The organism is Acidithiobacillus ferrooxidans ATCC 23270 (assembly GCF_000021485.1).
GTDB lineage: Bacteria > Pseudomonadota > Gammaproteobacteria > Acidithiobacillales > Acidithiobacillaceae > Acidithiobacillus > Acidithiobacillus ferrooxidans.
Map to the genome: position 1 here is coordinate 2,784,596 of NC_011761.1, position 12,788 is coordinate 2,797,383.

Below are 12,788 nucleotides of genomic sequence, written 5' to 3' on the forward strand. Positions count from 1 at the left end.
GTTTATGACGTGGAGGCGTCGCCCAATGAGCCTGTGTGCAGAAGCCAACTCGAAACCACCCCGCAATATCTGGCCCCGGGAGGGCCGTTGGCTGCACGCAGGGATTGCCTTTGGCGTCACCTGGCAGCTCTGGTCTTCGCTGTGGATGGAGCCCAACTGGAAGCATGCCAACTATGGCAGTATCGGCGGCATCCTCTTCAGCCTCCATTCCTGGATTGGCCTGATGACGGTGCTGTTCATTCTCTGGCAGTGGTTATGGATTGCCAGCGAACCGCAGATCCGCCGTGAGATCTTTCCTTGGAGAGGGCCGTGGGCGTCCATCCTGGCAGATGCCCGCATGCTGCTGCGTGCCCGCCTGCCGCCAACCGGGCCCCGTTGCGGGCTGGCCGGCCTGATGCATGGTCTGGGACTGCTGGCGGTGACCTGCACCGGGGTCATCGGCTCCGTCATTTTCTTTTTCCTGCCCCAGAGCGGGACCCCGCCGGGGGACACCCTGCACATGCTGGTTCCCCTGCACGAATTCCTGGGTACCGTGGTCTGGGTCTACTGGATCGGGCATGTCGGCATGGCGGTCCTGCATGCCTGGCATCGCGAACCGATCTGGGGGATTTTCCGCCCGATGGACTGAGGCAGATCGCTTAGTCCTTCAGCGAGAAAGCGTTCGTCTGCGGACCACTTTCCAGGATATACCCGTGACTACCGTGTCGGACAACGCGCTCCTCGCCGGTCGGCACGGCGGTATGGGAATGCCCTGGGCGTCTGGCTGCGGTTTGTGGCAGGGTCGTGGCACCATCGAGACTGAGCACCGGGCGCAACCGCTCCAGGAGCCTGGGACCGATACCGTGAACACTGGTGAGTTCATCCACGCTCCGGAAAGGCCCGTGCGCCTGCCGGTATTCCAGCACCGCCTGGGCCTTGGCCGGACCGATGCCCGGCAGCGCATCCAGCGCCGTCGCGTCCGCGGTATTGATATTCACCGACGCCCAGACGGCGGGGGCGAACAACAGAAATAGCACGCACAAAATGCCCTGCAGTTTCATTTCCATCACGCTCCACTCCTTGTTTTAAGGTAACCGCTCCAAAGCCACCACCCCCAGCGCCAGCCATTTGCTTCCCGAGGCAAACTGCACCTGAATCCGGCCCTGGCGGCCGCCAGCCTCGTAATCCAGCACCATTCCCTCACCAAAGACCGGGTGCTGGAGGCGCGCCCCCAGGGGATAGGGCATTTCCGGTGCCTGTACTCGCACTGGCATAGCAGGTCGGCTGACCCGTGCCCGTGGCCTCAGCTCCCGCAGCAGTTCCCGGGGAATCTCCCGCAGAAAGCGCGAGGGTATGGTCATCCGCTCACTGCCGTGCAGGCGGCGGCTCTCGGCATGGCTGATGACCAGCAGGCGCATGGCCCGGGTCATGCCGACGTAACACAGGCGCCGTTCCTCAGCCAGCCCCTGGGGGTCTTCCAGAGAGCGCTGATGGGGAAACAGCCCCTCTTCCAGCCCCACCAGAAACACCAGCGGGAACTCCAGACCCTTGGCGCTGTGCAGGCTCATCAACTGTACACAGTCCTCCCAGGCGTCTCCGGCACCATCCCCGGCTTCCAGGGCAGCATGGGTCAGGAACTCCGAGAGCATATTCCCCGGTTGCGGCGCAAGATCACCGAGATTGGGGTCGGCGGACCAGTCCTGGGCATAGCCGCGTGCCGCATTGATCAGTTCATCCAGATTCTCCAGGCGGCCTTCGGCGCGGTCGCCCTCGCGGCCGTGCCATTCACGTAGGCCGGTGTGGGCCAGTACCATCTCCACCCGCTCGCCGAGATCCGCCTCCGCCGTTCGTGCGGCAAGATCATCCACCAGATTGAGGAACGCGCTGATTTTCGGCTGACCGAGTTCGCCGGCGGCCTGCCAGAGCGAGAGGCCGCGCTCGCGGGCCAGATTCCGCAGACGCTCGACACTGACCGCACCAATGCCCCGCGCCGGCACGTTCACCACCCGTTCGAAAGACGCATCATCGTGGCGGTTGGCGGTAAGGCGTAGATAGGCCAGAGTATCCTTAATCTCCGCTCGCTCGAAAAAGCGCAGGCCACCATAGACCCGATAGGGCATCCCTTCACGCACCAGCACTTCTTCAAAGGCCCGCGACTGGGCATTGGAGCGGTAGAGGATGGCGCAGTCCGCACGCCGCCCACCATCGTCCAGCCATTGCTGAACGCGGCCCACCACGTAGCGCGCCTCGTCAAATTCGTTGTAGGCGGTGTAGAGTTGAATGGATTCACCGCCCGGTTCCGCCGTCCACAGGGTTTTGCCGAGGCGATCGGAATTGTGGGCGATAATGGCATTCGCCGCCTGCAGGATGGGTGCCGTAGAACGGTAGTTCTGCTCCAGGCGCACCACCCGCGCCCCGGCAAAGTCTTCGCCGAAGCGGAGCAGATTCTCCACTCGTGCGCCTCGCCAGGCATAAATGGACTGGTCATCGTCGCCGACCGCAAAAATCTGCCCATGCCGAGCCAGCCCCTTCAGCCAAGCGTACTGCACCGCGTTGGTGTCCTGAAACTCATCCACCAGAATATGCTGAAAACGGCGCTGATAATGATCGAGGATTTCCGGCGATTCCCAGAGACGCAGGGCGTAGAGCAACAGATCACCGAAGTCCACCAGCCCGGAGCGCTTTTTAGCCGCTTCATAGGCGCTGTAGATGGGAATGAAGGGCGCGGCTGCCGGACCTTCATATTGTTGTACCTGCTCCGGCCCCCAACCCTCGTCTTTCCAGCGGCCGATACGCCCGGCCATGGCGCGCGGCGGCCACTGCTTCTCATCCATCTGCGCTTCACGCATGATCCGCCGCAGCAGACGCTGGCTATCGTCGGCATCCAGGACCTGAAAGTCTGCGGGCAGGCCCAGCACTTCGTGATGCATGCGCAACAGACGGTGGGCGATGCCGTGGAAGGTGCCCATCCACAAGGCCCGCAAGTCCATGGCCACCATGCCATCCAATCGCCCGCGCATAGCGCGTGCCGCCTTGTTGGTGAAGGTCACGGCAAGAATTGCGCCAGGGTATACGTCCCCTTCCAGCAAATGGGCGATACGACTGGTCAGCACCCGCGTTTTTCCCGATCCTGCCCCCGCCAGCACCAGCGCCGGACCAGACGGCAGGGTCACCGCCTCCATCTGGCGGGGATTGAGAGCAGACCATTCAGACACGATAACTCCTTGCGCGCATGCGCCCAGGCTTGAAAATACGGCGTAATGACCGCATTGTGGCAGGCAGACTTGCAGTCGGACCGCTGTCTGCTATAACCAATGATAAGGGGGACGAGTTGGAATACAAGGACTACTACAAAATTCTGGGAGTCGAACGCAGCGCCGATGCCGATGCCATCAAAGCGTCTTATCGCAAAATGGCGCGCAAATATCACCCGGATGTGAGTAAGGAAAGGGATGCGGAGGAACGCTTCAAGGACCTCCAGGAAGCCTACGAGGTGCTCAAGGACCCGGAGAAACGCGCCGCCTATGACCAGTTGGGCAGCAACTGGCGCGCCGGCCAGGAGTTCCGGCCCCCGCCCGGTTGGGGTCAGGCGGCCGGGGGTGGCTTTGGCGGGGGTGGCGGCGGGTTCAGCGACTTTTTCGAGTCCATATTCCGCCAGCAGGGTGGTGGCTTCGGAAGCGGCGGGGCGAGCGGATTCCGCAGCCAGGGCGAAGATAGCGAGGCGACGATCCGCGTCAGCCTAGAGGATGCGGCCCACGGCGCCCAACGTGAGATCAGCCTGGAAGTACCCACCATGGGTCCCGATGGCCGTATGCGCCGTGAAGCGCGGCGCCTGACCGTCAAGATCCCCAAAGGCATCCGCGAAGGGCAGCGACTGCGTATGGCGGGGCAGGGTGCGCCGGGTATGGGTGGCGGTCCCAATGGGGATCTGTACCTGCACATCCAGTTTCTGCCACACCCCAGATTTCGGATAGAGGGCAGTGATTTATATCATGACCTGCACATCACTCCGTGGGAGGCGGTGCTCGGCGCCAGCGTCGAAGTTCCCACCCTGGATGGCGACGTGCGCATGAAGATTCCGGCCGGTAGCACCAGCGGGCAGAAGCTGCGACTCAGTCAAAAGGGATTGCCGGGCGCCGGCAGTAAACCACCTGGAGATTTGTATGCCGTAATCCAGATTGTCGTCCCCAAAAAAATCAGCGAACCGGAAAAAGCCCTGTGGAACCAACTGGCAGAGATGTCCGACTTCCATCCCCGCCGCTGACCAGAAGACCGAGGAGAATGCGCCATGGTTTCACCACCGATCACCGTCATCGAAGCGGAGTTGCTGGAAGAGGGCGGTTTCTGCTTCGATTTTCCGCACTTTTGCAGCCTGCTCCACTGCGCCGAGGGCGAAGCCGTGCAACTGGTGCATTACGGCGTCATTCATCCCGAAGGCAGCGGCCCGCAGCACTGGCGCTTCCGCAGTCTCGATCTCTATCGCGCCCGCCTCAGCCGCCGCCTCAGCCGCGATCTGGAGATCGATATGGCAGGCGCCGCGCTGGCGGTGGACTTGCTGGAGCGGTTAAGGGGGTTCCAACCATGACTACTTATCCCCCGCATTATGCCAGCCGCGAAGCGGCTGCAGAATTACTGGCGCACAGCCTGGCCGCTTATGATGGCAAAGATCCCCTGGTGCTCGCCATTCCCCGCGGGGCACTGCCCATGGGGCGCATCATCGCCAACGCGCTGCATGGTGATCTCGACGTGGTGCTGGTACGCAAAATCGGGGCGCCCGGCAATCCCGAATATGCCGTAGGCGCCGTCGATGAAAGCGGGCGGATATGGATGGATCCCATTGCCGGCCGTCTGGGCATCGGCGAGCAGTACATTCGCGACGAAGCCGCGCGGCAACTGGAGGTGATCAAGGCGAGACGGGCGCAATACACGCCGATTCACCCGGCCATCGATCCCCGTGGCCGGGTCGTCATTGTGGTGGACGACGGCGTCGCCACCGGCGCTACTCTGGGAGCTGCACTGCGTCTCCTTCGCCAGCAGCGGCCCGCGCGTCTGATCGCCGCCTTTGCCGTGGCCCCTCCCGACACCATCGCACGCTTGCACCCCCTCGCAGATGATCTGGTTTACCTGTCGGCCCCGGAGCCATTTCATGCGGTAGGAGAGTTCTTTACGGATTTCCGGGAAGTCAAGGACGAAGAGGTGCTGGAGATCTTGCGCAAAACACCGTCGTCACGAAAACCGCCGCATCCGTAAGCCATGCCCGTTCTCAACCCCGACATCGCGCGCGCATTCGACGAAATCGCTGATCTTCTGGAGATCGAGGATGCCAACCCCTTCCGGGTACGGGCATACCGCACCGCCGCCCGCCTCGTGCTGGGGCTGAGCAGCGACCTCAAGACCATGGTGGAGGCTGGAGAGGATCTCACCGAGCTGCCCGGCATCGGCGAGGATCTAGCCAAAAAAATTATCGAGATCGTCACCACGGGACACTGCTCCTTCCTCGAAAAACTGGAAAAACAGACCCCGCCCGCGCTGACGGAGCTGCTCAAGGTGCCGGGTCTTGGACCCAAGCGGGTCAAGGCGCTTTGGCACGAACTGGACGTGGAAACCGTGGACCAGCTCACCCGCGCCGCCAGAGAGGGGCGCATTCGCAGTATCCCCGGTTTTGGGGAGAAAACCGAAGCGCGCATCCTGGAAGCCCTCCAGGCCCAGATCGCCGCCGTTCCCCGTTTTCCCATCGCCGTCGCCGCCCCGTATGCCGCTGCCCTGGTCCGCTATCTGCAGAACGTACCCGGTGTGCGGCGGGTGGTGGTGGCCGGCAGCTTCCGACGCGGCAGGGATACGGTGGGCGACCTGGATATACTGGCTACGGCCACTGCAGACAGCCCGGTCATGGAACGCTTCACCGCCTATGAGGATGTGGCGGAAGTGTTCTCCCAGGGTACCACCCGAGCCACCGTGATCCTGCGAAACAAGCTCCAGGTGGACCTGCGCGCCGTGGACGAATCCTCCTATGGTGCCGCCCTGCATTATTTTACCGGCTCCAAGTCCCACAACATCGCCATCCGCCGCATGGGTCAGGACATGGGTTTGAAAGTCAACGAATATGGGCTTTTTCGCGGAAAGGAACGGATTGCCGGCGATACGGAGGAGTCGGTCTACGCCGCTGTCGGCCTGCCCTATATCGAGCCGGAATTGCGGGAGAACCGCGGCGAGATCCAGGCCGCCCGCGCCGGACATCTGCCGAAACTGGTGGCGATGGGCGATTTACGCGGTGACCTTCACGCCCACAGCAAGGCCAGCGATGGCCACTATAGTATGCGGGACATGGCTGCGGCGGCCCGGGCCGCGGGTCTGGAATATCTGGCTATCACCGAGCACAGCCGCCACCTGACCGTCGCCCATGGCCTCGACCCGGTGCGTTTGCGTCGGCAGATGGACGAGATCGATGCCCTCAATACCGAACTCGATGGTATCACGCTCCTCAAGGGCATAGAGGTCGACATCCTGGAAGACGGCAGCCTGGATTTACCCGACGGCATCCTGTCTGATCTGGACCTGGTAGTGGCTGCCGTGCATTACCGCTTCGACCTGCCCAGGAACAAACAGACCGCACGCATCCTCAAGGCCATGGACAGCCCCCATTTCACCATCCTCGCCCACCCCAGCGGGCGACTCATCGGCAGCCGGGAACCCATGGATGTCGACATGCCCCGCATCATCCGCCATGCGCGCGAGCGGGGATGCTTTCTGGAGATCGATGCCCAGCCCGAGCGGCTGGATCTCGTCGATATCCATGCGCGGACGGCCAAGGAAGAAGGAGTGCTGCTGGCCGTCAATTCCGACGCCCACAGTATTCACGACTTCGACAACCTGCGTTTTGGCCTGCAGCAGGCGCAGCGCGGCTGGCTGGAGATGAAGGACGTGCTCAATACGAGAACGCTCGAGGAGTTGCGGCCCCTGCTGGCAGCGACCATGAGCCGGTAGATATTGACGGACTAAACTGTCACTCCGGCGGAGCCGGGGGATTTCCTGTTTTTGATCATTAACCCGGCCCTTGAATATCCGACATGGCCTAGCGGGCGGCAGGGTGCCGCAAATGGCTGGCGATCTTTTGCGGCATTTGGCGCGGGCTCTGCTGGAAGGCCACTTCACCTCGTGGCGAAATCGCCGAGATCATGGACAGCGTAGTCCAGCGGGCTGGTACGGCCAATACCGGGGTTTGTCCCCGAGGCGCATATTCGCGTACCCCATAGGCGTCCTCCTTGATGGCGGTTTCATCTCCCCAATAAATCACCGCCCCTTCCTGAGCAGCCTGGGCGCATAGGCGGCGATAGTCCTGCTCCAGCCACTGACGAACCGCTTCCGGATTCTGCTCCAACGCCCTTTTGACGGGACTGCGCCGGACACCGTTGCCAACTCCTTCACGCGCATCCCGGATTGCTTGCGCAGCCGCACCACCATCCGGCGGAGCATCTGCCTCTCTTCTATCTCAAACCGCGCACATCGATTCGTTCCATGCGTTAGGTTACACCACGCTATGGTCGGGTATTTAAGGGCATGTTAATAAAACCACCGTTTTGGTCGCTTCTCTATTGCTGCATCCATCTGTCGATATCGCCCACCCATGTCCGTCTCACCCGGAAAACCCAAGGTGTTCCTGCTTTGAATCAACAGTCAGACCCTCTCAGACTTATATTGGTACCATTGAATGCGTTTATATCTATCGCAAATTTGTTCACTTTTTAATAATAACGACACGGTAAGTATATTCCGTGAGCGCGTTTGGTCTTGTTTAGCGATTGGTCGGGAAATGACGGGCTTGGTCGTGGGATGGTGGTCCTGATCACCATCCCTGCAGGGCCTTTCTTGCTCCGCCTTCCAGGCAGGCTTTGATGTGCAGTTTGGGCAGTATCTTCACAATCAAAGAGAGGGTTGACCATAATCAGTTTTTATAGTCATATATAGTCGTTATGTGGTTATAGATGAATTAGATGATAAGTATATGCTAACTCGGGGGTGAAGATAGATGGTCCAACTTAGCTACACCAAAAAATCCGGCAAGATGGTGGCCATGGTATCTGTCGTGTTTATTGGTATGGGTGCGATGCCTTTTGACACAATTGCTTATGGAGCGGCAAGCGCACCGAACAGCAAGATTGTTGCTGCCACCGTTTCTTCGTCCGCGGCCGTTACGGCTCCAACGCAATCCGTGGCGAGTGCACAGAAAACGACGGATACCAATGCGGGAGGCATTCCGCAACCGGTAAGCACTACCTGTATGGCATGTCACGGAATGACTGGAATATCCCCCGGTGGATCAATGTTTCCAGATTTGGCTGGTCAGTGGGCTCCCTATCTGGTCAAACAACTCAATAACTTTAGAAGTCATACGCGTGCGGATCCCATGGCAAAGGCTATTATGTGGGGCATGGCCGCGTCGCTGACGCCGGCACAGGTGCAACAGGTAGCAAATTACTTCTCTACCCAGACTCCACCGAAAGCAAAAATGGTAAACGCTAAACTAGCGGCAGAAGGAAAGAAGATATATGAAGGTGGAATATCTAACCTTCATGTGCCTGCCTGTATGGCATGCCATGGCCCAACCGGTCTGGGTGACCCGCCTTACTTTCCTCGCTTGGCAGGTCAACGACGAGCCTACGTAGAATTGCAGCTGCATTATTTCAAAAAAGGTCTTAGAACCAATGATCCGTATGCCATAATGCGGTACGTCGCCTCGCGGCTAACGGGGCCGCAGATTACCGAGTTAGCAACCTATGTACGCAGTTTACCCGGAGGTGCTAATGAATAATTACGTACCAGTTGATGGCTTGCTGAACGGGCGTGTAATCATTGTTACAGGAGCCGGAGAAGGGATTGGTCGCTGTGCTGCCGTAGAATTTGCTCGTTTGGGTGCTGAAGTAGTGTTATTGGGCCGAACTCAGCGGAAGCTAGAGGGTGTATACGACGAAATTGTTGATTCAGGTTATAAAGAGCCGGTTATACATCCCATGGATTTGCTGACTGCCAAGGGGCGCGATTATCAGGATTTTGCGCAGCGCCTGAAGGAGAGTTTAGGCCGTTTGGATGGGATCCTGCACAACGCTGCGGAACTCGATATATTGACACCGATCCAGTATTACGACGAGGAGTTGTGGGAAAGCGCGATGAAAGTGAACGTGACCGCGCCATACTTATTGACACAAGCCTGTTTGCCACTGTTGCTGGCATCCGAGGATGCCTCCATTGTTTTCATTACTGATGACTGCGCCCGTGAGGCAAAAGGTTATTGGGGTGCCTATGCTGTAAGTAAAGCGGCAGTACAACACCTTGGACTTACGCTTGCAATTGAATTACAAAACACCAACGTTCGCGTGAACGTGATAAATCCTGGGCCATGCCGTACGGGAATGCGGGTGAGGACACATCCGGGAGCGTCAATAATGTCCGTTCCACCACCGATAGCGATCATGCCCCTTTATGAATATTTGTTAGGGCCCGATAGCAAAAATACACGTGGGCAGATCATGAATGCCAGAGATTGGCTGGATGCGGAACACGATGATCGCCAGATAGTTGCTGTTCTTGAGCAATAAATCGAACGAAGTTAGATAGTGTCGCAAATACCAATACGGAATAAGGCAAACTCTGGTAGTTACGCTGTTTGTATCAGAGCACTAGCGAGGTTATAGAAATGACAACAGTTACAGATTCGGAACATGGCCACAAAAATATTACACGCCGGCGATTTTTGGCGGCGGCTACATCCGCAGTTGGCGCGGTGGTGGCCGGAATGGTTGCGGTGCCGCTCGTCGATTCATTGGAGCCAACGGCAGCGGCCGAAGCAGCATCGTCAACCACCGTAGATCTGACGCCCATTGAACCAGGTATGCAGGTAACGGTGCCGTGGCAGAAGAAACCGGTAATAATAATAAATCGGACCCCGGAAATGTTGGCTACATTAAAAGAAACGATGGCAAAAGGGATTTTGAAAGATCCGCTATGCAAAGTGCCGCAGCAGCCTCCATACTGTACAAACATGTATCGTTCCAGAGTTCCTGAATGGTATGTCGGGATACGTATCTGTAATCATCTATGCTGTATTCCACATTATAGACCGAAGAAAGGAAGTGTTGCACCATGGTGGCTTGGCGGATTTCACTGCCCGTGCCATGGTTCAATGTACGATCTGTCTGCACGGGTGATACAGGGTTCCCCAGCCCCGCATAATATGGCGGTGCCGGAGTATGAGCTCTCCACAGAGAAGATGAGTGCTACGATAACTCATATGTATCCCAAAGCTCACTTGTGTTGACAGATTGATAATTGAGGAGTGGATCCGATGAGTAGATTTTCGGCATGGGTTAACAAGAGGCTCCCGGTAGATGAGACCATAAGGGAGCACATGACAGAATATTTTGCGCCAAGAAACTTCAATATTCTATACTATGCAGGATCATTGCTGTTGTTGATGATCGTGCTCCAGCTGATTAGCGGGTTTTTTCTGATGGCGCATTATGTTCCTACATCTCAAGATGCCTTTGCTTCAGTGCAAGGCATCATGTACGACACAAAATGGGGCTGGTTGATACGCTATATGCATGTTGATGGCGTATCTTTAATATTTATCTTACTCTATACCCATATGTTTCGCGGGCTACTGTATGGCTCGCATCGTGCCCCTAGGGAGCTTGTTTGGGTTATCGGGTATGTTATTTATTTGTTAATGATGGCGGAAGCCTTTGTCGGCTATGTATTGCCATTTGGAAATTTATCTTATTGGGCTGGCGAGGTTATTACCTCCATCATGCACGCACTGCCGGTGGTTGGGCCATCTCTTACTACCCTGACGCGCGGCGGGCCCGGGATTGGGTCTGCGACACTGCAACGCTTTCTAGCGCTGCACGTGGTTCTGTTCTTCCTTATTATTCTCGCAGCCATCGCGCTCCATATCGTAGCATTGCATCGGGTAGGTTCGAACAACCCCGACGGTATTGACATCAAAAAACACAAGGGCCCGGATGGAAAACCGTTAGATGGTGTACCATTTCACCCATATTATACCGTGAAAGACCTGTTTGGTGTTGGGGTTTGGCTGACCATATTTGTTTCTGTTATATTTTATGCTCCAACCATGCATGGGGTATTCATGGAACGTACGACGTTCCTTGCCGCAAACCCGATGGTCAGTTTACCAGATGTAACCCCACCTTGGTACCTATCGCCTTATTACGCAATGCTCCGTGCGGTACCTAACAAGTATTACGGAATCGCAATAATGATTACATCCGTCTTGCTGCCGTTGCTGTTGCCTTGGCTCGATCGTAACCCGGTTCGGTCCAGCAGATACCGTCCAGTGTACAGGATAATGCTTATTGTTGCGGGGGTTTCCTTCATTATTTTGGCATGGATTGGTCAGGAACCACCGTTGCCTAAATATTTCTTGATCGAGCGGGTGGCGACAGCTTTATACCTCGGGTTTTACCTCTTGCTGCCGTTCGTTAGCATGATAGAACCTACACGGCCCGTACCGGAGAGGGTTACAGGATGAGCACGTACAGATATCTATGGTTTTTGTTGGTGTCCATGTTGATTCCCGGGATAGCATGGGGAGCGGAAAATACGGTACACTGGATGACGCCGCATTATACGTTCAACCGGACCACTGTAATAGCTGGAGCGCGTTATTTTGCAGATCACTGTATGGCGTGTCATTCAGTTAGTTCGTTGCGTTACGAGTACCTCCGTGCAGATCTTGGCATGACGAAAAAAGAGGTGGAGAAGGACATCATGCTTCCGAACGGTGCGGCCTGGAAGGGACAAATAGTCTCCCCAATGCCCCCTGACATGGCAGCCAAATGGTTAGGCAAGCCTCCTCCAAACTTGAGTCATATGGACCGGTATCTTGGCTCAAAATTTATTTATACGTACCTGCTGTCATTCTATTGGGATCCTGCGCGACCATCAGGTTGGAATAATTATGTGTTCCCAATGGTTGCCATGCCAAATATATTGGCTCCATGGGGCGGTACGGTTGGGTCAAAGGGGCAAGTAATTTTTCCCGGAAGACTTTCTCCTGCCAAGTATCACCAAAATGTTGCAGATGTCGTGGCGTTCCTTCGGTACGCCTCGGATCCTTCGTATTTTACAAGAATGGCTATCGGCCCATATGTCATTGGCATAATGGTACTATTCACCATTCTTGCTTATTTTCTCAAGACAGCATATTGGATTGATCTGAAGAAAAAACGTAGTAATACCCATACAAAGGGCTAGTGGTTCCATACCTGTTGTATGCCGGGCATGAAGATGGCCCGCCTGACCAGCGCGTTTTTAGGGGTCTGGCGGGTTTTTCGACATGAACGCGCGGTGTTAGTTTGCCCCGGTGTGGGCTCGCTATGCTCCGTCGCCAACAACGTTGCGCGGTAAAGAGATATGATTTATTAGTGGGTGGTAACATATTGATATAATGATGAGTGCTGATGCCGATGTCGAGGATGCTGCGTTCTCGCCAAAGCGGAACCTCCAGCGCCTGACAGGGTCTCATTCCAGGGATCTTCGGGGCGGCTCCGGGAGATCGCGATGCAGGGCTTGATTGCCCCATGCGCATATGGTATCAAGCTAATTATATGGTTTATGCTTAGGATAACGCGATAGTGCATGGTTTGCCCCATGGATATCGGGTCTTCACTTTGTTTGTCGTTGCGGGTGAGTAACATGCAATGGGTTGGTTCCGGGCATAAACATGCATTGTTATCTTATTATAGAACTATTTACAGGTGTATTAATAGCCTGCCACTAATCATGTAGTT

General features: G+C 56.7%; 13 protein-coding genes. 10 read left to right on the plus strand and 3 right to left on the minus strand.

Annotated features, from left to right (window positions below):
* Positions 1-25 precede the first annotated feature (25 nt).
* Positions 26-628 carry a cytochrome b/b6 domain-containing protein gene (locus AFE_RS14205; protein WP_012537593.1) on the plus strand — a complete coding sequence of 201 codons (603 nt, stop codon included), beginning with the start codon at positions 26-28 and terminating at the stop codon, positions 626-628.
* Positions 629-638: 10 nt separating this feature from the next.
* Here AFE_RS14205 and AFE_RS14210 read toward each other — a convergent pair whose 3' ends face one another.
* Together AFE_RS14210 and AFE_RS14215 are read right to left on the minus strand one after the other, a co-directional pair.
* Complete coding sequence (locus tag AFE_RS14210) at positions 639-1,046, minus strand: ComEA family DNA-binding protein (protein ID WP_012537594.1); 408 nt, start codon at positions 1,044-1,046, stop codon at positions 639-641.
* Positions 1,047-1,064: 18 nt separating this feature from the next.
* Positions 1,065-3,194, minus strand: a complete 2,130-nt coding sequence (locus AFE_RS14215) for a UvrD-helicase domain-containing protein (RefSeq protein WP_012537595.1) — start codon at positions 3,192-3,194, stop codon at positions 1,065-1,067.
* A gap of 116 nt (positions 3,195-3,310) precedes the next feature.
* Here AFE_RS14215 and AFE_RS14220 point away from each other — a divergent pair, with 116 nt between their 5' ends.
* From AFE_RS14220 to polX, 4 genes are read left to right on the plus strand one after another with little or no spacing between them, the layout of a single operon-like run.
* Positions 3,311-4,243, plus strand: a complete 933-nt coding sequence (locus tag AFE_RS14220) for a DnaJ C-terminal domain-containing protein (RefSeq protein WP_012537596.1) — start codon at positions 3,311-3,313, stop codon at positions 4,241-4,243.
* A gap of 24 nt (positions 4,244-4,267) precedes the next feature.
* Entirely contained in the window at positions 4,268-4,564 is a 297-nt protein-coding gene (locus AFE_RS14225; protein ID WP_009566502.1) for a chaperone modulator CbpM, read from the plus strand.
* Complete coding sequence (locus tag AFE_RS14230; RefSeq protein ID WP_009566503.1) at positions 4,561-5,229, plus strand: phosphoribosyltransferase; 669 nt, start codon at positions 4,561-4,563, stop codon at positions 5,227-5,229. Before AFE_RS14225 ends, AFE_RS14230 begins: the two co-directional genes overlap by 4 nt.
* A gap of 3 nt (positions 5,230-5,232) precedes the next feature.
* Positions 5,233-6,963 (plus strand): DNA polymerase/3'-5' exonuclease PolX, encoded by a 1,731-nt coding sequence (gene polX, locus AFE_RS14235; RefSeq protein WP_012537597.1) that lies wholly within the window; start codon positions 5,233-5,235, stop codon positions 6,961-6,963.
* Between the two features lie 88 nt (positions 6,964-7,051).
* Here the strand turns inward: polX and AFE_RS14240 are convergent, their stop codons facing one another.
* The gene (locus AFE_RS14240) at positions 7,052-7,357 is read right to left on the minus strand and encodes a transposase (RefSeq protein WP_012607620.1); all 306 of its coding nucleotides are present in this window, start codon (positions 7,355-7,357) and stop codon (positions 7,052-7,054) included.
* A 648-nt stretch (positions 7,358-8,005) separates the two neighbouring features.
* Here AFE_RS14240 and AFE_RS15870 point away from each other — a divergent pair.
* From AFE_RS15870 to AFE_RS14255, 5 genes are all read left to right on the plus strand, one after another.
* Positions 8,006-8,788, plus strand: a complete 783-nt coding sequence (locus tag AFE_RS15870; RefSeq protein WP_012537598.1) for a c-type cytochrome — start codon at positions 8,006-8,008, stop codon at positions 8,786-8,788.
* A complete protein-coding gene (locus tag AFE_RS14245; protein WP_009566406.1) occupies positions 8,781-9,572 on the plus strand; it encodes a YciK family oxidoreductase in 792 nt (263 codons plus the stop codon). Before AFE_RS15870 ends, AFE_RS14245 begins: the two co-directional genes overlap by 8 nt.
* A gap of 98 nt (positions 9,573-9,670) precedes the next feature.
* The gene (gene petA / locus AFE_RS15875) at positions 9,671-10,291 is read left to right on the plus strand and encodes a ubiquinol-cytochrome c reductase iron-sulfur subunit (protein ID WP_009566407.1); all 621 of its coding nucleotides are present in this window, start codon (positions 9,671-9,673) and stop codon (positions 10,289-10,291) included.
* 90 nt (positions 10,292-10,381) lie between these two features.
* Positions 10,382-11,527 (plus strand): cytochrome b, encoded by a 1,146-nt coding sequence (locus AFE_RS14250; RefSeq protein WP_225487342.1) that lies wholly within the window; start codon positions 10,382-10,384, stop codon positions 11,525-11,527.
* A gap of 83 nt (positions 11,528-11,610) precedes the next feature.
* A complete protein-coding gene (locus AFE_RS14255) occupies positions 11,611-12,252 on the plus strand; it encodes a cytochrome c1 (protein ID WP_225487680.1) in 642 nt (213 codons plus the stop codon).
* The last annotated feature ends 536 nt before the right edge of the window (positions 12,253-12,788 follow it).